This window comes from Pseudomonas sp. KT_2_4, assembly GCF_041410225.1.
Classification (GTDB): Bacteria; Pseudomonadota; Gammaproteobacteria; order Pseudomonadales; family Pseudomonadaceae; genus Aquipseudomonas; species Aquipseudomonas paracarnis.
Genome location: NZ_CP166962.1, coordinates 1,036,518 through 1,061,405, shown reverse-complemented (window position 1 = coordinate 1,061,405; position 24,888 = coordinate 1,036,518). Strand labels below are relative to the sequence as shown.

Below are 24,888 nucleotides of genomic sequence, written 5' to 3'. Positions count from 1 at the left end.
CTCAGTTCTTGAATGTCGAGTGTTTCGCGCCCTGATCGCAGAGGGCAAACACCACCACCAACAAGGCAGAAATCGCGAGGATCACCACCACGCCATCGGTGGAGTGGGTGGCCGAGGCCGCTACCATCGACAGCGCGCCCAGCGGTGCCAGGCCACCGGCAATGGCGGTGCCGATCTCCCGCCCGGTGCCAAAGCCCGATGAGCGCGTTTGCGTCGGGAACTGCCGGCTCAGGAACGAACCCTGGGGGGCGAACATCATCGGCGCGAGGATTCCGGTGCCCACCCCGATGGCGAGGTAAATCATCAGGCTTTCACCACTGTTGAGCAGGGCCAGGAACGGGTAGGCGAACAACAGCGAGCACAGCCCGCCGAGCATCAACACGGTCTTGCTGCTCCACTTGTCACACAGCCAGCCGAAGCAGGGCACGGCGACGATGGCCACCAGGCTGGCGATGGTCACCGACAGCGAGGTGACATGCACGTCCACGCCTTTGAATTGGGTCAGGTACGCCAGGGAGAAGGTCTTGAAGATGTAGCTCAGGGCGTTGTAGCCAATCGCGACAAAAAACACCACGGCGAGGCCCTTGAGGTCATTCTTGAACAAGGCTTTGAGAGGCGATGGCTTGGCCTTGGCTTTTTCTGTGCTCAGCGCTTCGAACTGTGGGGTCTCCGGAATGCTGTTGCGCACCCACAGGCCGACGCCTACCAGCACGATGCTGCAGATAAACGGAATGCGCCAGCCGCCGGCCAGCAGGAACTCGTTGCCGTTGATGGTCAGCAGGTAAATAGTCAGTGAGGACAGCAACAGGCCCAGGTTCAGGCCCAGTGCCGGCCAGGCGCCCTGGCTGCCACGCTTGCCTTGGGAGGCATGCTCGTAGGAGGTGACTGCCGCGCCCGACAACTCGGCACCTGCGCCCAGGCCCTGGATGATGCGGATAAACACCAGCAGGATCGGAGCCCAGATGCCGATGGAGGCGTAGCTGGGGATCAAGCCGATCAAGGTGGTGCACACGCCCATCAGGCAGAAGGTCAGCACCAGCACTTGCTTGCGCCCGAACTTGTCGCCCAGGTAGCCAAACAGGATGCCGCCGAAGGGGCGGGCGATAAAGCCGATGGCAAAGGTCGAAAAGGCCATCAGCGTGGCGGTCTTCGGGTCGCTGTTATCGAAGAAGATCTTCGAAAACACAATCGCCGCCATGGTGGCGTACAGGTAAAAGTCATACCACTCCAGCATCGAGCCGAAGATGGTGGCGGCGGCTACTTTGCGTAGGCGCTTGCGGGTTTGTTCGGGCGTTTCGGTACCGGGAATGGAGGCGGATGCCGACATGCTGGACTTCCTTCTGGGTCTTTGTAGTTATTGTTGGGTGAGCGGGCGGTGCGGTCTTACTGGGGGTGGAACAGGCGGTCGGCGATCATCGCGCCGATGGGCATGGCTGAGGTGGCGGCCGGTGAGGGCGCATTGCACACATGCAGCATTCGTGAGGTTTGGGCGAACAGAAAGTCGTGCACCAGGCTGCCGTCGCGCATTACCGCCTGGGCACGGATGCCGGCCTCGTAGGGCAGCAGGTCATCGAGCGTCAGGGACGGGCAGTACTTGCGGCACTGCTCCAGGTAGCCGGACTTGAACAACGAGTTCTTCATCTCGGTGGTGCCGGAACCGAGGTTTTGCCACAGGGTTTTCCAGAAACCCGGGAAGCTGGCGTACTGCGCCACGTCGCGCCAGTTCACCGAAAACTTGCGGTAGTTCTCGCGGCCCAGGCCCAGCACGGCATTCGGGCCGACGGTGACGCTGCCGTCGATCATGCGGGTCAGGTGCACGCCGAGGAAGGGCAGCTCCGGGTCAGGGATCGGGTAGATCAGATGGTTGACGATGTTGTTCTTGGCGGCGGGCAGGCGGAAGTACTCGCCCCGAAACGGGATGATCTGATGGTCGATGCGGATGCCGGCCAGGCGGGCCAGGCGGTCGGACTGCAAGCCGGCACACACCACCAGGTGGCGGGCCTGCCAGGTCTCGCCCTCGGTGTTGACGGTGACCGTGTCGGTATTTTCTTGGATGGCGGTGACGGTGCGCTCCAGGCAGATCTGCCCACCGCTGCGACGAATCACCTGGGCCATGGTCTCGCACACCTGGCGGTAATCGACAATCCCGGTGGCATCGAGAAACAAGCCGCCGAGGCCGACGATGTTCGGTTCACGCTGGCGCAGTTGTTCGGCATTCAAGCGCTCGACCTGCATGCCATTGAGCTGGGCACGGGCGTACAGCGCTTCCATGCGTTGCATTTCAAGCGGGCTTGAGGCCACCAGCAGCTTGCCGCACACCTCGAATTTGATCCCGTGTTCGCGGCAGAACTGCTTGGTGGCTTCGGCGCCGCGCTTGCACAAGTCGGCCTTGAGGCTGCCGGGTGCATAGTAGATGCCGGCATGGATCACGCCGCTGTTGTGGCCGGTCTGGTGCTTGGCCAGCACCGTCTCTTTTTCCAGGATCACCAGCGACGCGCCAGGTTGGCGCTTGAGCAGCTCCATGGCGGTGGCCAGGCCGACGATGCCGCCGCCGATAATGCAAAAGTCATGAATCATTGCAGAAGTACCTAGGCTGTACATTTCAGTCTGCTTATCAGGTTGTCAGACTAATGTTTTTGTTAAAAAAATGGCGTGTCCGCGGACACGCTGCAAACAAGGTGGATCAGTTCGTGGTCGGTAATTCCAGTTGCAGGCGTCGCGCCGCGGCACGCAGGTGCGCCTCGGCACTGGCGGCGGCGCGTTGGGCGTCGCCGTCGGCAATGGCCTGGTAGAGCTGTTGATGTTCCTGGGTGGCATCGGCCGAACCGGTGGCAAAGCGCGACGCCGAGTTCTCCCACGCGGTTTTACGCGCACTGGCCAACTGGCTCCTGAGGAAGTCATGGAAGGCCACGAAGTAGTCATTCTTGCTGGCGTCGGCAATGGCACGGTGGAATTCCACATCGGCCAGGGCTGCGGCTTCAAAGTCGTCGCGGTTGTCCTGCATGGCCTGCAACGCGCTTTTCATGCGCTGCAGGTCGGCGCTGTCGCGGCGCTGGGCAGCAATCGAAGCGGCCTGGGTTTCGATCCACAGGCGCACTTCGAACATCTGCGCCAGGTCAGGTCGTCGCCCGTTGGGCTGCGGAAACCGAAACACCGTGCCTGCAGGGGTCTGCGAAATAAACGAGCCCAGGCCACGGCGGGCGGTGAGCACACCGTCGGCCTTGAGCTGGGCAATGGCTTCACGCACCACGGAACGGCTGACGTTGAGTTGTTCGGCCAGTTGCTGTTCGGTCGGCAGGCGCGACTCCGGGGCCAGTTGGCCGGATTCGATTTCTGCGCGAATGGCGCTGACAACCCGTACGACAAGCGAATCGGGGCGCTGGAGCTCAAGCATGGGAAAACCTTGGTGATCAGGTTGTCAGACAATAGTCGTTACGATTTTAGCTTGTCAATATTTGTCTGCTTCGCGCTGGCCAGGGAATGCCCACGTCTCCAGGCGATCAGCACCGCCAGTAACAGCAAACCTACCGCCATGGTGAAGGTCGCGTGCAGGCCGGCAGCCACCGCCTGGGGCGCGGCGAGGCTGACATCCGGGGTGGCGCGGGCGAACACCGCGCCGAGGGCCGAGGCGCCGAAAATCAGGCCCAGGTTCCGTGACAGATTCAGCAGGCCGGACACTGTGCCTCGGCGTGTCGCCTGTATATCGCTCATCACCGCCGTGTTGTTGGCCGCCTGGAACAGGCTGTAGCCGGCCGTCAACACGATCAGGCCCGCGAGATAAACGCCAAGCCCGGACGCCTGCGATAGCAACAGGGCCCCGCACAGCATCACGCTTAGCCCCACGAGGGTCAGGCGTTGGCTGCCAAGGTGATCGGTCAGGTAACCCGCCGGTACACCGGTCACCGCCGCGACCGTTGGCCCGACGGCCATGGCCAAGCCCATCCAGGCGGGATCGAGGCCCAGGCCACGGGACAGGTAGAACGGGCCCACCACAAACGTGGCCATGATCACCGCCGACACCAGAACACTCATGACCAGGCCGGCGCGCAACGGCGCATCGCGCAGGGGCGCCCAGAGTGTATCGCCTGGCCAAACGTCGCGGCGGTGAGCATCTACCGGCAAATAACGGTAGGCGAAGGCGGCAGCCACACCCGCCAAGGGCAGGCCGATCAGAAACAGCGCGCGCCAGCTCCACAGGCTGAGCAATACTCCGCCGACACTCGGCCCCATGGCCGTGCCGAGTGCCGACAGGGTGCCCAGCAGGCCCATGACTCGGCCGGTATTCTCTTTCGTGACAGTGTCACCCACCATGCCCAGGGTCATCGCCATCATGATCGCCGCGCCCAGGCCCTGGAATGCCCGTGCGCCGATCAGCCAGGGCAGGGTTGGCGCGGCGGCACACCCGGCGCAGGCCAGGGCAAACACCAGCAACCCGGCCAGCAGCAAGCGCCGGCGCCCCAGACGGTCGCCCAGGCGCCCGGCGCTGACAATCACGGCGGTGATGGCCAGCAGGTAGGCGAGCACCACCCACTGCACGGCCTGAAACGAGGCACCGAAGGCGTGCGCCAGGCTGGGCAGGCCGACATTGGCGATGCTGGTGCCCAGGGCGGCCAGCAACATGGACAGCGACAAGGCGACCAGGCCGCCGCGTGTGGAGGTTTGCATGCGCGTTTCCTTGAGTGAATGCACCTGTCACAAATCTACGGCGTCGCCTAACATGGCGGAAGACGCATGGCTTGCAGGTTATAGCTGCACCCAACGCCTCATCAGGAGCCCGCATGCCCGACCTCAATTTACTCATCACCCTCGACGTGTTGCTTGCCGAAGGCAGCGTCGCTCGCGCCGCCCAGCGCCTGCGCCTGAGCCCTTCGGCCATGAGCCGGGCCCTGGCGCGTTTGCGTGCGGCCACGGGCGATCCGCTACTGGTACGTGCCGGGCGCGGCCTGGTGCCGACGCCCCGGGCGTTGCAATTGCGCGAACAGGTTAGCCAACTGGTGCAGGACGCCCATGCGGTATTGCGCCCGGCGCACACCCTGGACTTGGGTGAGGTGGTGCGTACCTTCACCCTGCGCACCAGTGAGGAGTTCGTCGAACGCTTCGGCCCTGCATTGCTCGCGCGTATCGCCCAGGAGGCTCCAGGGGTGCGCTTGCGTTTCGTGCACAAGAGCGACAAGCACAGTGCGCTGCTGCGCGACGGTGGCGTCGACCTGGAAACCGGTGTGGTCGATGTCGGCGCCAGCCCGGAGGTGCTGACCCAGGCGCTGTTCCGTGATCGCCTGGTGGGCGTGGTGCGCGAGGGCCATGCTCTGAGCCGCGGCCCCTTGAGCGCAGCGCGTTTCGCCCAGGGACAACATGTCTACGTGTCGCGGCGCGGCCAGGACCGTGGCCAGATCGATGAGGCCCTTGAGGCGCAAGGTCTGGTCCGGCAGGTCAGCATCGTGGTCGCCGGTTTCAACACGGCCATCGCCCTGGCGCGTGATACCGACCTGATCGCCAGCGTGCCTGAGCGCTATATCACAGTGCCGCCTCGAGGCTTGTATTGCTTTGAGCTACCGGTGACATTGCCGCCATTTACCGTGGCGATGCTGTGGCACCCGCGACAGGATGCCGACCTGGCCCATCGCTGGCTGCGCGCGTGTTTGCGCGAGGTGTGCGGGCCATGAGCGGCGCGCAACAGGTACAATCGCCGCTGCCTTGACGCGAAACCCCAGGAATTTGCATGTTCAGCCTTACCCGCTATACCACGCCGTGCCCCGAACCGGTCAACAGCCAGATCCTGCAGATGGTGGTGGACAACCTCACCGATATCAGCAGCGTAGCGCTGGCACCGAGCAACCTGCTCTACAACATCTACCAGTACGCCATCGGGTTTGAGGTACACCTGTACCTTGAGGCGTTGAATGGCGAAAAGGGCATCGCCGTCGAGTTGGTCGTGGCGATGGAAGACGAGACGGTGGTGGGCTTTTGCCTGTACCTACCGGTGAAGGATGACCCGAACGCGTGTGGCATCGCGTTTATGGCGGTGCAGGCCGGCTTTCGTCGCCAGGGTGTGGCACGCAGCATGCTGGACGAGGTGTTGGCGCGTTATCCCCACGCCGAACTGGCCTGTGCGGTAGAGAAGGTTGCGGTGTTCGAAGCCATGGGTTTCCAGGTACGCGGTGCGCGTGGCACCCAGGTCGTGATGAACACCCGCAACTACGGCACCGATGGGCTGATGGGCGTGTTGGATGTGGCTTCAATCTACAGCTCGCTGGAAGTGCGGCAGATCCACACCTACCTGCTGCAAAAACACGGCAAGCGCGCCATGGTCGATGCGGAGAAACAGCGTGATCGGCACCTGGACCAGTTGACGCGCAAGGCGCAACTGTTCGTCCAGGGCCGTCTGCCTACGGCCTGACGCGCTTGACCATCCCGAGGATAGTCTCCAGCAGTTCCTGCTGAGCTTCCTCGCGGCTGATCTCGCCATTGGCCGCCGCATGGGACAGGGCTTCCGCCGCGCCGAGCATGGCGCGCAACCCGGCCTGGGAAATACTGCCGCCGTGGGTGAAGGGCGACAGCGCGTCTCTGCACTTATCGAGGAAGATCGCCTCGTATTCGCGCTTGGACGCTTCCAACTCCGGCGAACCGCTCAAGGCGGCAATCACCCCGGGGATTTCCCGACCTTGCAACAACACACAATCGACATACGACGACGCGATAACCCACGCGCGGTCCTCAAGCGTCGCCTTGCTGGTGGCGATGGCATCGGCAAACACCTGGTCCTGGCGCTCGTCGAAGTCTGCATACAGCGCGGCCAGCAACCCCGCGCGTGTAGCGAAGTGGTCGTACACCACTGGTTTGGTGACGCCCGCCAGCTCGGCCAGGCGGCCCAGGGTCAGGGCGTCGGTGCCTTCGTCACGCACCAATTGCCAGGCGACGTCGAGTAACTGGCGCAGGCGATCTTCACGGGACAAACGACGACGGGGGGCAGGGGATTCATTGCTTGACATGCTTATATACCAAAAGTAACTTATTCGACGTAACTTACTAAAAGTAGATTAAGCCGAAACGGAGTCAAAGTCATGCACGCACTGATCGTTGTTGCCCATCACGACCCGCAATCCCTCACCCATAGCGTGGCCGCCGAGGTGGGCGCGGGCTTGAGCGCCTCTGGCCACACCTTTGAAATAGCCGACCTTGCCGCTGAAGGGTTCGACCCACGCTACAGCGCGGCCGACCATCGGGTGCACCGTACTCGGGCGACGCCGCCAGCCGACGTGGTGGCCGAGCAGGCCCGCATCGATCGCGCCGACGCGCTGGTGCTGGCATTCCCCATCTACTGGTGGTCAATGCCGGCATTGCTCAAGGGTTGGGTCGACCGCGTATTCGTCAATGGCTGGGCGATTGATTACGGCCCCGATACACCGGTGCAGAAGAAACTAAGGCATTTGCAGGTGCATCTGCTGGCCCTGGGTGGGGCTGATGACAGTGCCTTTGAGCGACACGGTTATGCCAAGGCCATGAATACCCAGATCGACTACGGCATCTTTGATTATTGCGGGGCGCGGGTACTCACTTCCGAGTTGTTGTTGGACTCGGAAAGTGGCACGGCCCAGGCGCATTTGCACAAGGCCCGGGCGGTGGGGCAGGGGTTGTTTGAGCGTGAGGCCGTCGCGGGATAATTCAAGCGTCGCGAAACAGGTCGTGGGCGTCCAGCAAGCGGTAGGCAATCTCTGGTTTTTTCTCCAGGCCGCGGCGAATGGAGGCGGGGATCGACTGGCGAGTCTTGCGGCACATGCCCGGCAGTTCGTCGATGACGATCTGGATCCCGCGCATGCTTTTGACCTCGGTATGCCCGGGCGCGATGTGGACGCGGATGCCGAGTTGGTCGTACATCCGCTGTTGCAAGTGTTCGAGGTCTTGCAGGCTCTTGAGGTTTTCCAGGCGCTCCAGCAGGATTTTTTCCTGCTGTCGCGTCAGTTGCAGAATGCGCAGATCAGCGCCGGGAGCTTCCAGCAGTTGTTCACGGTTGCAGACACAGGCGCCGGGTGGGCAGGGTTGGCGAAGGGTCATTGACGCTCCCGGCAAGGTTCAGTTGTAGGAGCGAGCTTGCTCGCCCCTACAGGTTTGTGTGTCAGTAGCTCAAGTGAACGCCCAGGCTGCCGAGGGCTTTCCAGTAGTCAGGGTAGGTCTTGGCTACGCAGTCCGGGTCTTGGATGCGAATGCCCGAGACTTTCAGCCCGGCCAGGGCAAAGCACATGGCGATGCGATGGTCGGCGTGGGTGTCGATCAGTGCGGTGCAGGCGGTGCCAGCCAAAGCGGGGTCGCTGGCAACCAGCAAGTCATCACCCTCGATGGTCGCCAGGCTCGGGCGAATTTCGTTGAGGCCATCGTGCAGCGCCTGCACGCGGTCACATTCCTTGACGCGCAGGTTCGCCAGTTCAGTGAAGCGCACCGGGGTGTTGTTGAACGCGGCGAGCACCGCCAGGGTCGGGATCGCATCCTGCATTTGTGAACCCACCACCGTGGCCTGCATGTTCGGGAATTGCGCGATCACGGCCTGGGCCTTGGCGTCGGGCTGGGTGAAGTCCTGTGGGGCTACACCAATATCGATACGGCCACCGGTCAGTACTTCTGCGGCCCACAGGTAAGTGGCGGCGGAAGCGTCGGGTTCGATCAGGTAGTCATGGGCGGTATAGCCGGTGGGGGCCACGCGCCAGGTGGTGTCGTCCACGGCGTCGACCTGGGCCCCGAACGCACGCATGCAATCGAGGGTCAGGTCCACGTAGCCACGGGCGCCAATGTCCTTGCCGGTCAGCGCCACTTCAATCGGCGCTTCGCCGCACGCCGCCAGCATCAGCAGGGCCGATACGTACTGGCTGGACAAACCTGCGTCAATCTCAAAACGCCTGGCCTGAACCTTGCCCGCGCCGTGCACGGTTACCGGTGGGCAACCGGTGGGGCTGTCGACCTGGATGCCGTTCTGGCCCAGGGTGGCCAGCAGCGGGCCGATGGGGCGTTTTTGCATGTACTCGTCACCGTCCAGTACCACGGTGCCTTGCACGGTGGCGACGGCAGCCGTGAGAAAGCGCATGGCGGTGCCGGCGTTGCCGAGGAACAACGGCTGGGCCGGCAATTGCAGCGAGCCTTGGCTGGTGACGACAAAGGTGGTGTCGTCCGGCTCGTCGATGGTGACGCCCATCTGCCGCAGGGCGACCGACATGTGGCGCGTGTCATCACTTTTGAGCGCACCGCTCAAACGGCTGGTGCCCTTGGCCAGTGCCGCCAGCAACAGCGCTCGATTGGTAATGGATTTGGAGCCGGGGGGCGCGACCTTGCCAGTGAGGGGGAAGTTGGGCGGTGTAACGGTCACGGTTTTCTGCGAACTCAAGGTACAAGGCTCCTGGTCAAGGCGAGGTGGCGTGGAGTGGCCGACGTGCGGACCCGAATCATCAGGCAAACACGCCATGCTTGTCGAGTGAGTGGGTGATCTGCGTGATTTATTGGCATGCGCTCCTACTGCCTTAACGCTGGCTCAACCAGTAGTCATGCAGCGCCCGCGCAGCCGGTTCGATTGCGCTGACCTGCAGTTGATGGGCGTTTACATCCAGATCCGCCGGCAATTCGAAATTGTCCTGTTCGGCGCACCAGGAAATCCGCTCCAGTTGCCCGGCTTGTACAGCGGGCAATGGCGGCCAGTTGGCGATTGTCACGCCGCGCACATAACCAAAGCACCATTCCTCGGCAAGGGTCACCGCCTGGCCTTGATGTTCGGTTTCATCGAAACGGGCTTTGAATGCCTGGGAGTCAGTGGCCAATTGCGCGGCCAGGGTATTCATATGGCGTACACACAGCTCGAGAAAAGCCTGGGCCTCGTCCATGTTGTCCCATTCAGGGTTTTGCCCGCCCCAGATCGCCGGGAACCACTCGGACACATCCACCTTGGCCGGGCTGGAAACCAGGGCGGTGAAATAACCGTCGAGTTCGGCCATGTTCAGCACCGAGTGGTCTTCGCCGTATTTGAGCAAGGTGGCGTCAATGAATTCGAAATCGGCGGGAGCGAGGGGTTGGGCGTGCATGGCATATCCTTAAAACGTCGAGCGCCGCGCACAGCGCGGCTTAAAGCGCAAAGGATGGCCTGTGCATCGGGTTTTATCCAGCGTCTTTTCCCTCACCGTGACCAGTCCCGTTTTTGGCCGATGCGCCGTGGCGCACCCTTGATATAGTCTGGCCTTTCTCAATCGCCAGTCAGGGATCACTGCCATGTCCGAATACCAAGCCTTCGTTGTCGAACTCAGTGGCAACGTTGCCCATGTGCAGATCAATCGCCCGGAAAAGATCAACGCCATGAACGCGGCGTTCTGGACCGAAATCATCGACATCTTCCAATGGGTCGACGAGACCGACGCCGTGCGTGCCGTGGTGCTCAGCGGGGCGGGCAAGCACTTTTCCTCGGGCATCGACCTGATGATGCTGGCCTCGATCGCCAATGACTTTGGCAAGGACGTGGGTCGCAATGCGCGCCTGCTGCGCCGCAAGATTCTCGAGCTGCAAGCTTCGTTCAACGCCGTGGACACTTGCCGCAAGCCCGTGCTGGCGGCGATTCAGGGCTACTGCATTGGCGGCGCCATCGACCTGATCAGCGCGTGCGACATGCGCTACGCAGCCGAGGACGCGCAATTCTCGATCAAGGAAATCGACATCGGCATGGCCGCTGACGTCGGCACCTTGCAACGCCTGCCGCGCATTATTGGCGATGGCATGCTGCGTGAACTGGCCTATACCGGTCGTCAATTCGGCGCTGAAGAAGCGCGCAGCATCGGCCTGGTCAATCGCGTGTTTGCCGATCAGCAAAGCCTGCTGGCGGGTGTCATGGACCTGGCCCAGCAAATCGCCGCCAAGTCGCCGATTGCCGTGACTGGCACCAAGGCCATGATCAGCTACATGCGTGACCACACAGTCAATGACGGCCTGGAATACGTTGCCACCTGGAACTCGGCTATGTTGCAATCCAACGACCTGCGCGTGGCCATCGCGGCCCATATGAGTAAGCAGAAACCCGAATTCGTGGATTGACTGACATGACCCCAGGCTGGATTACCACAACGCTGCTGGACAACGACGCCCCCGGCGGCTGGGCCGTCGCCCGCAGCCGCGAAGGCTTTTTACACGATACCAACGGCCCGCTGTTCCCGCGCGAATGGCTCAAGCGCCAGGACCTGTCGGTGTTTGCCGAACATGGCATCGGCCATCTCGATGGCGAGCCGGTGTACCTGTTGGAACTCAACGCGTCGGCAGAGGTGCCAGGGTGCAGTTGGCAAGGCTTGCGCGGCTTTATGCTGCAAGGTGATCACACCCTGTACAAGGTGCTGGGCTACGCCGCGCAGATCGGCACCTGGGCGCGGGAGCACCGTTTTTGTGGCAGTTGCGGCCAGGCGATGGTACAGGTGCCGCGGGAGCGGGCGATGTATTGCCAGGCCTGCGACCTGCGCAGCTATCCACGCATCTCGCCAAGCATGATCGTGCTGGTGACTCGTGGCGATGACATCCTGCTGGCGCGCTCGCCGCGTTTCGTCACGGGGGTCTACAGCACCCTGGCCGGTTTTGCCGAGCCGGGTGAGTCCGCCGAAGACTGCCTGATCCGTGAAGTGCGCGAAGAGGTGCAGTTGGAGGTCAAGAACATCCAGTACATGGGCAGCCAATGCTGGCCGTTCCCTCACTCGATGATGCTGGGCTTTCACGCCGAATACGCCGGTGGCGATATCGTGCCCCAGGCCGACGAGATCGAGGACGCGCAGTGGTTCAATATCCACGAGCTGCCGCCGTTGCCGGCGTCACGCTCGATTGCGCGTTACCTGATCGACCTCTACGTGGCCCGCCGCCTAGGCCACGCTGAACCAGTGCTGCCAGGCTAGGCGCACGGTCAGGCCCAGCACCACGGTGATAAACACTGGGCGGATGAATTTGGCGCCGCCGCTGATCGCGCTGCGTGCGCCAAAGAACGCGCCACACATCACCGACACACCCATCGCCAGGCCGACGATCCAGTCCACCGACCCATTGATGATGAACACCGTCAGCGCCGCGGCGTTGCTGACGAAGTTCATGCTGCGCGCCACGCCGCTGGCCTTCACCAGATCGATGGGGTGCAGCAGCATCGTGCTGACCGTCCAGAACGCCCCCGTGCCGGGCCCGGCCACGCCATCGTAAAAGCCCAGGCCAAAGCCCTGGGTGGCTTGCCATTTCTTTTTGATCGGTGCCTCGGCATCCAGTGGCGCCTTGGGCGTGCCCCCGAACAGCAGGTACACACCGCAGGCGAAGACGATTACCGGGAGCATCTTGTTCAGGGTTTCGGCAGGCAAGTAATGAGCGACGACCGCGCCGGTCAGTGCACCGATCAAGGTACCGACAATGGCGTGCACCCATTGGCGTGGGTGGAACAGCTTGCGGCGGTAGAAGGTAAAACTGGCGGTGGCCGAGCCGAAGGTGGAGCTGAGCTTGTTGGTGCCCAGCACCAGATGCGGCGGCATACCGGCGGTGAGCAGGGCCGGGGTGGTCAACAAACCGCCACCGCCGGCGATGGCGTCGATAAAACCGGCGATAAAAGCGACAACGGCCAGGATGGCCAGGGTGGTGAGGTCTACGCTGAGTTCGAAGGGCATGGGCAGGGCTTATTGTTGGAGGGCCGCAGAAGGCCAGCATCTTACTGCGATGTGACTCAAATGTGGGAGGTGGCAAGCCTCTCCCACATCTTTTACCGGGCCCGCCTGGTTATTTGTGCGCGCCCAGCCATTCCACGGCCGTGCGCCAGATGCAGATACCCAGGAAGTACGCCGACATCAGCGACCACAAGCCAAATGTCCAAGGGTTGGTATTCGGGTAATCCACCACCATCAGGAAGCTGCACAGCAGCCAGATAGTGGTCACCGCGATGTTGATCGGCATGAAACGCTTGACCCGGAACGGGTGCAGGAACTTCATCGGCGTCACGGTCAACAGCGCCAGGCCGATCACGGTCAGCAAGGTGACCCAGGCATCCGGCTGGATGATATAGACGCACAGGGCAACGACGTTCCAGGCGGCAGGGAAGCCGACGAAGTAGTTGTCCTTGCTCTTCATGTTCACATTGCAAAAGCAGAACAGCGACGACACCAGGATCACCGACACCGCAAACAAGTGGGTGAACTCGGGCAGGTCGATGTAGCGGTAGATAAACAGGGCAGGAATGAACACGTAGGTGAGGTAGTCGATCACCAGGTCCAGCACCGAGCCGTCAAAGCTGGGCAGCACCGTGCTGACATTCACCCGTCGCGCCAGCGAGCCGTCGACGCCATCCACCACCAGTGCCAGGCCCAGCCACAGCAGGCACGCCTTGGGGGAGTTTTCCAGCAGCGCCAGGGTGGCCAAAAAGGCCAGTACCACACCGGTGGCGGTAAAGCCGTGGGCGCCCCAGGCTTTGAGTCTGGCTACATGCAGGGTCGATATCACGGGCGGTTCTCCAAAAGGTCAAACGGGGCAGCCGACGACGTAGCGCCGTCGAGTCTGGCCAGGGAATGCAGGTATCGACCGGGAAGGGGAGGATAAGGTTCACCGCCCGGCGTATCCGTTAGCGTAGCAAGCGTAGGATGTTTCGGCATCAGCCCTGACGGAACACCAGTGCCTTTAGTCCACTCTGCGGATCAATGTCAGGAAATTCCGGTGGGTTTTCCAGCCGCTGTACAAACCGCAGGCCCGGTGCTTCGCGGGTCACGCCGTCGATCAGGAAATCTTCGCCGAAGGCCGGATCGTTCATGCATGCCAGTACGGTGCCGTGGGCACTGAGCAAGTCCGGCAGGCGGCGCAGCACGCGCTGGTAATCCTTGGTCAGCAGGAAACTGCCTTTCTGGAAGGAGGGCGGGTCGATGATCACCAGGTCATAAGGACCGTTGTTCGTCACCTTGGCCCAGGACTTGAACAGGTCGTGGCCCAGGAAACTCACCCGGCTCAGGTCGTGCCCATTCAAACGATGGTTGTCGCGGCCACGGCTGAGGGCACCACGGGCCATATCCAGGTTCACCACATGGTCGGCGCCGCCTTCGATGGCGGCCACGGAAAAACCGCAGGTATAGGCAAACAAATTCAGCACGCGCTGGCCCTGTGCTTGCTCACGTACCCAGTTGCGCCCGTAACGCATGTCGAGAAACAGCCCGCTGTTCTGTTTTTTACCCAGGTCGATCAGGTAGCGCAGGCCGCCCTCGGTGATGGTCAACTCGTCGATGGCGTCGCCCACCAGCCATTCGGTGGTGCTTTGCGGCAGGTAGCGGTGTTGCAGGGCCACGGTGTGCGCGCCGAAAGCGGCCCAGTCGATGTGCAGTAGCGTCTGCTTCAGGGCCTGCAGGTGCTCGGTTTCCTTGAACAACGCCACCAGCACCACCCCTTGCAGCCAGTCCACCGTCAGTTGTTCCAGGCCCGGCCAGCAGCGGCCACGGCCATGGAACAGGCGCCGGGTTTCCGCGGGCGCGTCAGCCAGGGCAGTGAGCAAGTGGGCGTGCAGGGTAGCGAGTGCGTCTGGGTTCATCGTTAAGGGTCAGTCATCGGGCGGGCGGCATTTTAAACACAACTGTGGGTCAGCGCGTGGCAATCAGCGCCGGGCCGAATGACTCTTTCAAGAAAACCGGGGCGATATAGCGTTCGTAATGTGCCTCGGACAGCAGAAAAAACTCTCGATCTATCGCATCGCGCAAATCCGCCAGGTGGCGTTCGCGAAACTCCGGTAACAGCGTCAACCCATAGGCATCCAGCTTGGAAATCACCCGCGCTCCGCGCGCAATCAACTGGTATGCCCAGCAATACGGCGACTGGTGCGGCATAAAACGAATCTTGCGCGCTTCCAGCTGCTGTCGCAGGCAGTGCGGGTCGAACACTTCCAGCTTGCTGGCCATCACCTGCACCAGCAGTTGTTCCAGGCGCAGCCACACCGCCTGTTTTTCCTCGGCGTTATAGCCATTCCACTGGATCACCTCGTGGTGATAACGCTTGCAGCCCCGACAGACCAGGTCACCGTAGACGGTGGAACACAGCCCGACGCAGGGGGTTTTAATGGTGTGGTTGGGCATAAAGGCTTACTTGCAAAGTCTATGGATCACAATAGCCAATGTGGGAGCTGGCTTGCCCGCGATAGCTGTGTGTCAGTGGGTACATCCGTGACTGATACACCGCTATCGCGGGCAAGCCCGCTCCCACATTTTTTGGTTCGTGTTGATTAGTCCCAGCTCAACGCGCCGCCGGTCTGATACTCGATCACACGGGTCTCGAAGAAGTTTTTCTCTTTCTTCAAGTCCATGATCTCGCTCATCCACGGGAACGGGTTGGTGGTGCCTGGGTACTCTTCCTTCAAGCCGATCTGCGACAGGCGACGATTCGCGATGAACTTGAGGTAATCCTCCATCATCGCCGCGTTCATGCCCAGCACCCCACGCGGCATGGTGTCACGCGCGTATTCGATCTCCAGCTGCGTACCCTGCAGAATCATCTGGGTCGCTTCTTCCTTCATCTCGGCATCCCACAGGTGTGGGTTTTCGATTTTGATCTGGTTGATCACGTCGATACCGAAGTTCAGGTGCATCGACTCATCGCGCAGGATGTACTGGAACTGCTCGGCCACGCCGGTCATCTTGTTGCGGCGGCCCATGGACAGGATCTGGGTGAAGCCGCAGTAGAAGAAGATGCCTTCCAGTACGCAGTAGTAGGCGACCAGGTTGCGCAGCAGTTCCTTGTCGGTGTCGACGGTGCCGGTTTCGAACTTCGGATCGGAGATCGAGCGGGTGTACTTCAGGCCCCAGGCGGCCTTTTTGGCCACCGATGGAATCTCGTGGTACATGTTGAAGATCTCGCCTTCATCCATGGCCAGCGATTCGATGCAGTACTGGTAGGCGTGGGTGTGGATCGCTTCTTCGAAGGCCTGGCGCAGGATGTACTGGCGGCACTCCGGGTTGGTGATCAGGCGGTACACGGCCAGCACCAGGTTGTTGGCTACCAGGGAGTCGGCGGTGGAGAAAAAGCCCAGGTTGCGCATGACGATGCGGCGCTCGTCGTCGGTCAGGCCTTCGGGGTTTTTCCACAGGGCGATGTCGGCGGTCATGTTGACCTCTTGCGGCATCCAGTGGTTGGCGCAGCCGTCGAGGTACTTCTGCCAGGCCCAGTCGTACTTGAATGGCACGAGTTGGTTGAGGTCGGCGCGGCAGTTGATCATGCGCTTTTCATCAACGGCGACGCGGGCGGAGGCACCTTCCAGCTCGGCGAGGCCTTCGGCGACGTCGAGTTTGTCCAGGGCGGCCTTGGCGCGCACGATGGCGGCGGAGTCGTTGGCGGTGACGGCGCGGGCTTCCACGGCGGCAGCGGCGCCGGCACCGTCGAGGCGGTCCATGTTGGCTTCGGTGGCGTGGCCGGCGTTGGCGCCTTTGATCACCGCTGCACCGGTGTCTTCGTTGTCGACTTCATCCCAACTCAGCATGGAAATACTCCTTCCTGGTACTCGAAAAATAAATGTTTTTGCAGGCTACAAGGCATTGAAATACTGCGCGTAGTGTGATCGGTAAAATACCGGCGCTGCACACTATGTAGTGGTCTGATCTGTTTGTAGGCACACTATATGGGGTGTAACAAAGTTGGTCAACGCACAAGATGTGCGGTCATAGGTCGCTGCTGGGCACGACACATAATTTTTCGATATATCATTATCGAATAAATAAATAGGTATTTATTCCTTTTAATATTTTATCCGGCAGCGCATTTTGAGGGCCTGCGCATTCGTGCGGATTGACCCAACAGCCAAAAGGAAAGCCGACATGACCATCAAAGCGATCAACGTGCGCAACCAGTTCAAAGGCGTGATCAAGGAGATTCTGCTGGGGGAAGTGGTGTCGGAAATCGATGTGCAAACCGCATCGGGCATTGTGACGTCGGTGATCACCACGCGCTCGGTGCGTGACCTGGAATTGAAGGTGGGCAGCGAAGTGATTGCCTTTGTGAAATCGACGGAAGTGTCCATCGCCAAGTTGTGAGTGGACAAAACAGCCCGGGAAGAGGCGCGTTCTCTTCCCGTGCAACTGCGACCGAAGTCAGCGGTTTTGCAAGCAGATCTCCATGCGTTCGACGCCTTCCTCCAGCATCAATCGTGGGCAACCGAAGTTCAGGCGCACGAACTGTTGGCTGTCATCACCAAATTCGATCCCCGCGCTCAGGCCGACCTTGGCCTGCTCAAGGAAAAACTGCTGTGGGTCATCCAGGCCAAGAGCGCTGCAATCGAGCCACGCCAGGAAGGTGCCCTGTGGTGCATGCATCACCACGCCGGGCAGGCGGGTTTTTACCGCGTCAAGCAGGTAGTCGCGGTTGGCTTGCAGGTACTGCACCAGCGCGCTGAGCCAGTCGGTGCATTCGCTGTAGGCGGCGCGGGTGGCTTCCAGGCCCAGAGGGCTGACGCTGTCGACCATGCCGCAGCGCGCCTGATTGAAACGCTCGCGCACCTCGGCGTTCTGGATCACGGCGAAGCAGGTCTTCAGGCCGGCCACGTTATACGCCTTGCTCGCCGACATCAGCGTGATGGTGCGCTGGGCAATCTCTGGGCTGAGGCTGGCGGTGGGGATGTGGCGGCGGCCGTCAAAGCACAGCTCGGCGTGGATTTCGTCGCTGATGATCAATGCGCCGGTTTCCAGGCAGGCATTGGCCACTGCCATCAGCTCTCCACGGGGAAACACTTTGCCGATGGGGTTGTGCGGGTTGCTCAGCAACAGGGCTCCGGCCCCGTTTAGGGCTTGGCGCATCGCGGGCAGGGGCGTGAGGAACTCGCCGTTGACTTGCTCGAACGGCACCTCGATGCGTGGCAGGTTCCAGTTGCCGGGCGCCAGGCGAATCGGCCGATAGTTGGGGGTTTGCAGCACCACCGCCTGGCCAGGCTGGACGAAGGCGTGCAGGGCCATATTGAAGCCAGGCTCGACGCCAGGCAGGAACAGCAGTTCTTCGGGCTGTACGCGCCAGGCGTACTTGGCCCACAGGTCAGCGACGATGGCGTCGCGCACGTCCGGGCCGGCCACGCTGTAGCCGAGAATCTGCTGGTCGAGCCGCGCGTGCAGGGCTTGCAAGATGGCGGGCGGCGCGGCGATGTCCATGTCAGCGATCCACATCGGCAGAACATCTTTCGGGTAACGGCTCCACTTGGTACTGCCGGTATCGAAGCGTGGGTGGATGGTTTCGAAATCAAAGCTCATGGACAGGCTCGTATCAGGGCGGCGGTAAAAGAATGGCGCCGATTCTAGCGTCATTTGCTTTAATGCACGATGTTGCTCACGCCTTCAGAGATAGGTGCCTACCGGCAAATTAAGGCCGATCACATCCTCACTGCTGATTGGCCGGGTGCTTTTGATCAAGAAGTCGGTCTTGCGATCCCCGGTCAGATCAATACCCAGAAAGTACCTGTTAGTGGCAGGGTTTCGCACGAGGATAGTGTCGCCAGCCCGGCCGCTGTACTGGCTGACATAGTTAAGGGTGACACCTTCTTTTGCGCTCATTTCGCTCAGGTCGATTGTGTCTTTGCCTGTAGTGAAATCCACTAGCAGGTCGGCGCTATCACGGAGCGAGTCCGCGGCGGCGCGGTACTTGAACGTGTTGAAACCGCCGTTGCCCATCAATTTGTCGGCCCCGGCGGCACCCACCAGTACGTTGTCAGCGCTATTGCCGGTAATACGGTCAGCGCCATTACCGCCAATTGCATTCTCGATGACGGTGTCAGTTGCGATACTGATATTGCCCTTCAGGCCCCCGATATCCGAGCTTGCGCCGGGCGTGAGATCAATTCGCTGGTTTTGGCAGAAGGCAGAGAAGTCAAACGTGTCGTTGCCTGCTTTGTCTGCGACAGTAAAGTGCGGCTTATCGCAAGGTGACGTAAGAGACGTACCTGCTTTGCCGCTGTTGGAGTTGAATCCATAGACGGTATCGGTAGGGCTGCTTTCAGGCTGAGGCGCAGGCTTGGGACATGGTTGGGGCTTTGGCTCAGGTGTCGGGCGTGGGGTTGGCTGCGGCTCGGGTGCTGGGGTAGGGTCAGGCTTGGGCTGTGGCGTTGGCGCTGTATCGGCAGACGTAATAAGGTCTTCGGACTTTATGGGATGTTTACTCAAAATCTTAAACGCAGACGTGGTACCTCCGCTCACGTCCAGCGTTAACGTGTACATCTTGATAGTGTCATCGTACGCCAATACCAGTTCACCTTTACGGCCGGTCAATTTGCTGACTATGTCTGGCTGGCGGATGCCGGCCTCTTTAAGGACGTTAACTAGGTCAATTTTATCGACGCCGCTGGTGAAGTCAGTGATGGTGTCCGGTTTGCTGGCAGAGGTGTCGCTGGCTTTGCTGTATACAAATGTATCTGCACCACCACCTCCTGTGAGGTTGTCGGCCCCGGCTCCCCCGGTTATATGATTGTTGGCCTGATTGCCGATCAGTACGTCATTTCCTGAGCCGCCAATGGCATTTTCCATAACGACGCCTTTGGCAATGGACACATTACCGCGCCGGCCGCCCACGTCCGAGAGTGCCTGGGCATTAAGGTTAATTCTCTGGTTCTGTTTATATCCGGAGAAATCCAGTGTGTCATTGCCACCGCCATCCCAGATACAAAAAGCTACCATGTCATCGGAAGACTTTAAACTGTAGTAGTCGCGTTCTGAGTTTGAGTTGAATCCATAAGTTGTATCGCCTTTACGAGTTTCATAGTTGGGTTCGTAGAGACGCTGAATCGCTTCGATATCATGCATCATTGGCGTTGAGGTGGCGTCAGAGACGCTGACGCCATTGGTCGCCGGACGGTACCAAGGTGTGTTATAGCTCATGGCAGTATGGGTTTTGCTATTCTCCGGATAGTTACCTTCCGGATGTTGAAGCCCCAAACCATGGCCCAGTTCGTGAATCATTGAAGCGTTCAAGGGGAATCTGCTATCTCCTGTACCAATGCCTATATTCTGAAGACTCCCTTGATCATTTGGGTAGACCGCATAGCCCCCTACACCGCTGTTGGCGTGAAGCACAAAGGAAGCATCCGTATTCTTGGCATGCTCGGTAAACTTGACTTTTACCACATCCTCCCAGGCCTGCATTGAACTTCTGAAGGCTTTTTTTCTGGCCTCGCTGAGCTCGAGGGCCCCCCCATTCTTGAGCCAATTCGTGTCGGGGTCATTCGAGTTGAAGAATTTGTAGGAAACGTCAATTTTGCCGTCGTTATTTTTGTCTTTGATTTTGTAATTATTTCGCGTGAGGTTTTTTGCGACTTTATCTGAAAGTGAAGAGGCAACTGAGTTGTTTGCAGTCGACTGAAGTTGCGCGGGTGGCGCTGAATATTCAGAGTGGTCGCGAAGAAAGTTAGGCCGAACGCGCGGGATCGCTGACATGATTGTTTCTCAATGTAATGTTAATAGTGGGAGTGTTTACATAGGGGTGGCAGACGCAAAGTACCTAATTCAATGGCTAGATGAAAACTGACTCTGTATTGCAGTATGTTGGCGTGTTCAAGCTGCATGCCTGTGAAATAGCGGCCAATAGGGCGAGTGTGTCCCATGACCGACAAGTTCTGTGTCAAAAGCGCCATCGCGCTGGGGATTTAGTCAGGCGAGGGCTATTTTGGTGCATCTCAATAATCAGAGTAGCCATGGATGAAATACCAACCCTTGAGTCACACCTTGATTGCTACCGCGCTGGTAGTAACGATCAACGGGGTGCATGCAGCTTCCCAGGCCCCGGTTGCGGGTGAAAATGGCATGGTGGTCACGGCCCAGCACCTGGCAACCCATGTGGGTGTCGATGTGCTCAAGGCCGGCGGCAACGCGGTCGATGCGGCGGTGGCGGTAGGTTATGCGCTGGCGGTGGTGTACCCGGCGGCGGGCAACCTGGGCGGCGGTGGCTTCATGACCGTGCAACTGGCGGACGGGCGCAAGACCTTCCTCGACTTCCGCGAAAAAGCCCCGTTGGCGGCGACGGCTGACATGTACCTCGACAAGGCCGGCAATGTGGTCGAAGGCCTCAGCGCCAAAGGCCATTTGGCGGTCGGCGTACCGGGCACGGTGTCCGGCATGGAGCTGGCCCTGAGCAAATACGGCACCCTCAAGCGCGCCCAAGTGATTGCCCCGGCGATCAAGCTGGCGGAAAACGGCTTTGAGCTGGAGCAGGGCGATATCGACCTGTTGCACACCGCCACCGGTGAGTTCGAAAAAGACCAGGATATGCGTGGCATCTTCCTGCATAACGGCGAGCCGATGCAGGTAGGCCAGAAGCTGGTGCAGAAGGACCTGGCCAAGACCCTCAAGGAAATCTCGGCCAAGGGCACCGACGGTTTCTATAAAGGCTGGGTCGCCAAGGCGGTGGTGGATTCCAGCCAGGCCGGCAAAGGCATCATCACCCAGGCTGACCTCGACGCCTACAAAACCCGCGAACTGGCCCCCATCGAGTGCGACTACCGTGGCTACCATGTGGTCTCGGCGCCGCCACCCAGCTCGGGCGGTGTGGTGATCTGCCAGATCATGAATATCCTCGAAGGCTACCCGATGGCCGATCTGGGCTATCACTCGGCCCAGGGCCTGCACTACCAGATCGAAGCGATGCGCCACGCCTACGTGGACCGCAACAGCTATCTCGGCGACCCGGACTTCGTGAAGAACCCCATTGAGCACCTGCTGGACAAAAACTACGCGGCCAAGCTGCGCGCGGCGATCGAACCGCAGAAGGCCGGTGACTCCCAGGCGATCAAGCCAGGTGTATCGCCCCATGAAGGCAATAACACCACCCACTATTCCATCGTCGACCAATGGGGCAACGCGGTCTCGGTGACCTATACCCTCAACGACTGGTTTGGCGCCGGGGTGATGGCGAGCAAGACCGGGGTGATCCTCAACGATGAAATGGACGACTTCACCGTCAAGGTCGGCGTACCGAATATGTATGGGCTGGTGCAGGGCGAAGCCAACGCCATCGCACCGGGCAAGGCGCCGCTGTCGTCGATGAGCCCGACCATCGTCACCAAGGACGGCAAGGCGGTGATGGTGGTCGGTACACCGGGGGGCAGTCGCATCATCACTGCGACTTTGCTGACCATCCTGAATGTCATCGACTACAAGATGAATATCCAGGAAGCCGTGGACGCGCCGCGTTTCCACCAGCAGTGGATGCCTGAGACCACCAACCTTGAGACGTTTGCCGTGAGCCCGGATACCCAGAAGATTCTCGAGAGCTGGGGCCATAAGTTTGCAGGTCCCCAAGATGCCAACCATTTGGCCGCGATCCTGGTCGGTGCGCCTTCTCTGGATGGCAAGCCGGTGGGTAACAACCGCTTCTATGGGGCCAATGACCCGCGACGCAATACGGGGTTGTCGTTGGGCTACTGAAGCCTGGTACGGTAAAAAATGTGGGAGCGGGCTTGCCCGCGAAAGCGGTGGGTCAGTCTATGCATGTGCTAGCTGATACAGAGCATTCGCGAGCAAGCCCGCTCCCACAGGGGGCAGTGTGTCAGGGCTTGAGCAGCTGGGTTACTGCGGCAAATGCCGCCTGGCGCCGTTGTTCCCAGTCTCCACCAATCACCACCCGTGGCTGTCGATGCTCCTGCATCCACTCCAGGCTGGCCTGAAAAAACGCCCGGCGATCCGCCAGTTCCGGCTGGCAGCGCTGGCCGTCGGCACTCCATTCCACGTCTTCGGGGGAGAGCAGCAGGTGCAGGTCGTAATGCCGCGCCAGGAGTTCGTCATCAAGCCAGCCGGGGTAATCGCCGAACAGGGTCTGGCTCCAGAGTTTGTTGGTCAGCAGGTGGGTGTCGAGGATCAGCAACGCGGGGCATTTGGCGCGGGCGGCATCCTCCCAGGCCAACTGGCCTTCGGCGATGGCCGGGATATCCGCCAGGGTGGTGTCGCGCTGATGCTGATCGATGAAGTACCGCACATATTCCCCCACCATCAACCCGCCGAAGTGCGCGTGCAACTGCGCCGCCAGCCAGCTCTTGCCGCTGGATTCGGGGCCCGCCAATACCACCACTTTCATGTGCGCAACGCCGGGTCGGCGCGCCACTCGCGCCAACCTTGCACGGCAATCACGGTAAACAGCGCGTAGAGCGCGGCGGTGAGGTAGAGGCCTTTGTAAAGGAACAGGCCGACGAAGATCACATCGACCACGATCCATAATGCCCAGCACTGCACGCGTTTTTGTGCCATCCACATCTGCGCCACCAGGCTGAAACCGGTGAGCGCGGCGTCCAGCCAGGGCTGGGCGGCGTCGGTCCAGTGGGCCATGGCGGCACCCAGCAACAGGCTGCCGACGGCGCCAACAGCCAGGCTGGCCATGATCGCCGGCACGCCCAGGCTAGTGACCTGGCGGCCCTGCTTGACCTCGCCGGCGCGGGTCCACTGCCACCAGCCGTAGACCTGCAAGGCCGCATAGACCAATTGCAGGAGCATGTCGGAGTAGAGCTTGACCTCAAAGAAAACCCAGGTGTAGAGCAACACCATCACCAGGCCGATGGGCCAGCACCAGGGGTTTTGTTTGACCGTTAGCCAAACGGCGATCACCCCCAGGGCGGCGGCAAACAGTTCAAGCCCGGACATGGCGGATCCTTGGGGGAGTGGGAGAGGGCGGTGATTGTACCTAGAGCCCAGCGATCTTCAAACGTGCACCACCGACACTAAGGCAAGCCCCCGCCCATCGGGGTATACCGGCTTCAGTTATCCATTGCACTCAAGATCGCATAAGCCACTTTCACCCGTTCGGCATTCGGGTAGTTCTTGTTGGCGAGGATTACCACACCCATGTCCTTGCTGGGTACATACGCCACATAGGCGCCAAAGCCGCCGGTGGAGCCGGTTTTGTTGTAGAGCACGTTGGCGGGCTGCGGCTGGGCGAGTTTGAGCCAGTTAACCTTGTGCGGCTCCATCGCCATCGGTGTGGAGTTGCCGTCAAGCAACGCTTGCAGGGCGATGGGGTAGGGGTAGCGTTCCCAGCCCAGGCCCTGGGTCATGCCGTTGACGGTGTAGTAGCCGGCGTGAGTGGTGGCAAGGGCCTGCTGCACCGGTTGCTCCAGGGTTTGCGGGTGCATGTTCGCGATCACGTAGCGGGCCAGGTCCTGGCTGCTGCTCTTGAGGCCATAGGCTTCGAAGTCCAGGGCCCCGGGGTTGACGCGTACCGGCTTCTGCTGGCTGTCATAGCCCTGGGCGTACTGGCCGGCCTTGTCGGCGGGGACGCGAGTGTAGGTATTGGTCAAGCCCAGCTTGGGCAGCAGGGTTTTTTCCATGGCGACGGTGAACGGCTGGCCCAGGCTTTTTGCGGTCACGTAACCGAACAGGCCAATGCTGGGGTTGGAATACAGACGTTGTTCCCCCGGTGCGTAAGTGGGTTTCCACTGCCGGAAATAATCCATCATGGTGGTTGCACTGTCGGCGGCATCCGGGAACTGCAGCGTCAGGCCGCCGGCGGTATAGGTGGCCAGTTGCAGCAGGCTGATGCGATCGAACGCGCTGCCAGCCAAAACGGGCAGATGTTGGCTGGTCATGTCCGACAGCTTGAGCTTGCCGATGGCCTGGGCATACCCGCCGAGGGTGGCGTTGAAGGTTTTGCTCACTGAGCCGATTTCGAACAGGGTGTTTTCAGTGACGGGTGCCTGGGTGTCTTTGGCGGCGACGCCGTAGTTAAAGTATTGCACTTTGCCGTGCTGGACGACCGCGACCGTCAGGCCCGGGATGCCTTGCTGTTTCATCAGAGGGGTGACGTGGCTGTCCACGACCTGGCGCATGTCGGTGGCGGCCATGCAGCTGCCGGCGCCCAGCAACAGGGCTGAAACCGCATATTTTTTCAGGGTGTGTTTCATGGTTCGCTTCCATGTAAATAAGGCAGTGGCGATGGTGGCCTGCG

25 protein-coding genes are annotated in these 24,888 nt (G+C 60.7%); 7 read left to right on the top strand and 18 right to left on the bottom strand.

Annotation, left to right across the window (positions count from 1 at the left end):
• Position 1: 1 nt before the first annotated feature.
• From AB9N64_RS04820 to AB9N64_RS04805, 4 genes are all read right to left on the bottom strand, one after another.
• Entirely contained in the window at positions 2–1,327 is a 1,326-nt protein-coding gene (locus AB9N64_RS04820) for an MFS transporter (RefSeq protein ID WP_014718679.1), read from the bottom strand.
• A 56-nt stretch (positions 1,328–1,383) separates the two neighbouring features.
• A complete protein-coding gene (gene lhgO, locus AB9N64_RS04815) occupies positions 1,384–2,577 on the bottom strand; it encodes an L-2-hydroxyglutarate oxidase (protein ID WP_060767711.1) in 1,194 nt (397 codons plus the stop codon).
• 106 nt (positions 2,578–2,683) lie between these two features.
• Positions 2,684–3,394, bottom strand: coding sequence for a FadR/GntR family transcriptional regulator (locus AB9N64_RS04810; protein WP_019816878.1), 711 nt, complete (start codon positions 3,392–3,394; stop codon positions 2,684–2,686).
• Between the two features lie 38 nt (positions 3,395–3,432).
• Positions 3,433–4,665 (bottom strand): MFS transporter, encoded by a 1,233-nt coding sequence (locus AB9N64_RS04805; RefSeq protein ID WP_371360003.1) that lies wholly within the window; start codon positions 4,663–4,665, stop codon positions 3,433–3,435.
• A gap of 113 nt (positions 4,666–4,778) precedes the next feature.
• Here AB9N64_RS04805 and AB9N64_RS04800 point away from each other — a divergent pair, with 113 nt between their 5' ends.
• Together AB9N64_RS04800 and AB9N64_RS04795 are read left to right on the top strand one after the other, a co-directional pair.
• The gene (locus AB9N64_RS04800) at positions 4,779–5,663 is read left to right on the top strand and encodes a LysR family transcriptional regulator (RefSeq protein WP_019816880.1); all 885 of its coding nucleotides are present in this window, start codon (positions 4,779–4,781) and stop codon (positions 5,661–5,663) included.
• Positions 5,664–5,719: 56 nt separating this feature from the next.
• Entirely contained in the window at positions 5,720–6,397 is a 678-nt protein-coding gene (locus AB9N64_RS04795) for a GNAT family N-acetyltransferase (RefSeq protein WP_014718674.1), read from the top strand.
• Here the strand turns inward: AB9N64_RS04795 and AB9N64_RS04790 are convergent.
• A complete protein-coding gene (locus AB9N64_RS04790; RefSeq protein ID WP_019816882.1) occupies positions 6,387–6,989 on the bottom strand; it encodes a TetR/AcrR family transcriptional regulator in 603 nt (200 codons plus the stop codon). The two genes, AB9N64_RS04795 and AB9N64_RS04790, sit on opposite strands and share 11 nt — an antisense overlap.
• A 72-nt stretch (positions 6,990–7,061) precedes the next feature.
• Between AB9N64_RS04790 and AB9N64_RS04785 the strand changes: the two genes are divergently transcribed.
• The gene (locus AB9N64_RS04785) at positions 7,062–7,661 is read left to right on the top strand and encodes an NAD(P)H-dependent oxidoreductase (protein ID WP_014718672.1); all 600 of its coding nucleotides are present in this window, start codon (positions 7,062–7,064) and stop codon (positions 7,659–7,661) included.
• A 1-nt stretch (position 7,662) separates the two neighbouring features.
• On the opposite strand, the gene AB9N64_RS04780 is transcribed toward AB9N64_RS04785, so the two are convergent.
• From AB9N64_RS04780 to AB9N64_RS04770, 3 genes are all read right to left on the bottom strand, one after another.
• Positions 7,663–8,052: a hypothetical protein gene (locus AB9N64_RS04780; RefSeq protein ID WP_019816884.1), complete on the bottom strand. Its 390-nt coding sequence runs from the start codon at positions 8,050–8,052 to the stop codon at positions 7,663–7,665.
• A gap of 61 nt (positions 8,053–8,113) precedes the next feature.
• Complete coding sequence (gene aroA / locus AB9N64_RS04775; protein WP_014718670.1) at positions 8,114–9,370, bottom strand: 3-phosphoshikimate 1-carboxyvinyltransferase; 1,257 nt, start codon at positions 9,368–9,370, stop codon at positions 8,114–8,116.
• 133 nt (positions 9,371–9,503) lie between these two features.
• Complete coding sequence (locus tag AB9N64_RS04770; protein WP_019816886.1) at positions 9,504–10,058, bottom strand: UPF0149 family protein; 555 nt, start codon at positions 10,056–10,058, stop codon at positions 9,504–9,506.
• A 184-nt stretch (positions 10,059–10,242) separates the two neighbouring features.
• Between AB9N64_RS04770 and AB9N64_RS04765 the strand changes: the two genes are divergently transcribed.
• Positions 10,243–11,055: a crotonase/enoyl-CoA hydratase family protein gene (locus tag AB9N64_RS04765; RefSeq protein ID WP_032901606.1), complete on the top strand. Its 813-nt coding sequence runs from the start codon at positions 10,243–10,245 to the stop codon at positions 11,053–11,055.
• 5 nt (positions 11,056–11,060) lie between these two features.
• On the top strand, positions 11,061–11,894 hold the full coding sequence (nudC, locus tag AB9N64_RS04760; protein WP_032901605.1) for an NAD(+) diphosphatase: 834 nt from the start codon (positions 11,061–11,063) through the stop codon (positions 11,892–11,894).
• On the opposite strand, the gene AB9N64_RS04755 is transcribed toward nudC, so the two are convergent.
• From AB9N64_RS04755 to AB9N64_RS04735, 5 genes are all read right to left on the bottom strand, one after another.
• The gene (locus tag AB9N64_RS04755; protein ID WP_003191011.1) at positions 11,862–12,641 is read right to left on the bottom strand and encodes a TSUP family transporter; all 780 of its coding nucleotides are present in this window, start codon (positions 12,639–12,641) and stop codon (positions 11,862–11,864) included. The two genes, nudC and AB9N64_RS04755, sit on opposite strands and share 33 nt — an antisense overlap.
• Before the next feature lie 109 nt (positions 12,642–12,750).
• Positions 12,751–13,467 carry a phosphatidylcholine synthase gene (gene pcsA, locus AB9N64_RS04750; RefSeq protein ID WP_014718666.1) on the bottom strand — a complete coding sequence of 239 codons (717 nt, stop codon included), beginning with the start codon at positions 13,465–13,467 and terminating at the stop codon, positions 12,751–12,753.
• 148 nt (positions 13,468–13,615) lie between these two features.
• Entirely contained in the window at positions 13,616–14,536 is a 921-nt protein-coding gene (locus AB9N64_RS04745) for a class I SAM-dependent methyltransferase (RefSeq protein ID WP_014718665.1), read from the bottom strand.
• Between the two features lie 49 nt (positions 14,537–14,585).
• On the bottom strand, positions 14,586–15,074 hold the full coding sequence (locus tag AB9N64_RS04740) for a DUF1289 domain-containing protein (RefSeq protein ID WP_014718664.1): 489 nt from the start codon (positions 15,072–15,074) through the stop codon (positions 14,586–14,588).
• Between the two features lie 146 nt (positions 15,075–15,220).
• Complete coding sequence (locus AB9N64_RS04735) at positions 15,221–16,471, bottom strand: ribonucleotide-diphosphate reductase subunit beta (RefSeq protein ID WP_032892020.1); 1,251 nt, start codon at positions 16,469–16,471, stop codon at positions 15,221–15,223.
• A 334-nt stretch (positions 16,472–16,805) separates the two neighbouring features.
• On the opposite strand from AB9N64_RS04735, the gene AB9N64_RS04730 reads away from it, so the two are divergent.
• Positions 16,806–17,021, top strand: a complete 216-nt coding sequence (locus AB9N64_RS04730) for a molybdopterin-binding protein (RefSeq protein ID WP_003173733.1) — start codon at positions 16,806–16,808, stop codon at positions 17,019–17,021.
• 57 nt (positions 17,022–17,078) lie between these two features.
• On the opposite strand, the gene AB9N64_RS04725 is transcribed toward AB9N64_RS04730, so the two are convergent.
• Together AB9N64_RS04725 and AB9N64_RS04720 are read right to left on the bottom strand one after the other, a co-directional pair.
• The gene (locus AB9N64_RS04725; protein WP_032903947.1) at positions 17,079–18,224 is read right to left on the bottom strand and encodes a MalY/PatB family protein; all 1,146 of its coding nucleotides are present in this window, start codon (positions 18,222–18,224) and stop codon (positions 17,079–17,081) included.
• 84 nt (positions 18,225–18,308) lie between these two features.
• Positions 18,309–20,396 carry a M10 family metallopeptidase C-terminal domain-containing protein gene (locus AB9N64_RS04720; protein WP_102666879.1) on the bottom strand — a complete coding sequence of 696 codons (2,088 nt, stop codon included), beginning with the start codon at positions 20,394–20,396 and terminating at the stop codon, positions 18,309–18,311.
• Positions 20,397–20,657: 261 nt separating this feature from the next.
• Between AB9N64_RS04720 and ggt the strand changes: the two genes are divergently transcribed.
• Positions 20,658–22,382, top strand: coding sequence for a gamma-glutamyltransferase (ggt, locus tag AB9N64_RS04715; RefSeq protein WP_032902925.1), 1,725 nt, complete (start codon positions 20,658–20,660; stop codon positions 22,380–22,382).
• 121 nt (positions 22,383–22,503) lie between these two features.
• On the opposite strand, the gene AB9N64_RS04710 is transcribed toward ggt, so the two are convergent.
• The 3 genes from AB9N64_RS04710 to ampC form a co-directional block, all read right to left on the bottom strand.
• The gene (locus tag AB9N64_RS04710) at positions 22,504–23,028 is read right to left on the bottom strand and encodes an AAA family ATPase (RefSeq protein ID WP_014718660.1); all 525 of its coding nucleotides are present in this window, start codon (positions 23,026–23,028) and stop codon (positions 22,504–22,506) included.
• A complete protein-coding gene (gene pnuC / locus AB9N64_RS04705; RefSeq protein ID WP_014718659.1) occupies positions 23,025–23,588 on the bottom strand; it encodes a nicotinamide riboside transporter PnuC in 564 nt (187 codons plus the stop codon). Before pnuC ends, AB9N64_RS04710 begins: the two co-directional genes overlap by 4 nt.
• Positions 23,589–23,701: 113 nt before the next feature.
• The gene (gene ampC, locus AB9N64_RS04700; protein ID WP_282399180.1) at positions 23,702–24,844 is read right to left on the bottom strand and encodes a class C beta-lactamase; all 1,143 of its coding nucleotides are present in this window, start codon (positions 24,842–24,844) and stop codon (positions 23,702–23,704) included.
• Between the last annotated feature and the right edge of the window lie 44 nt (positions 24,845–24,888).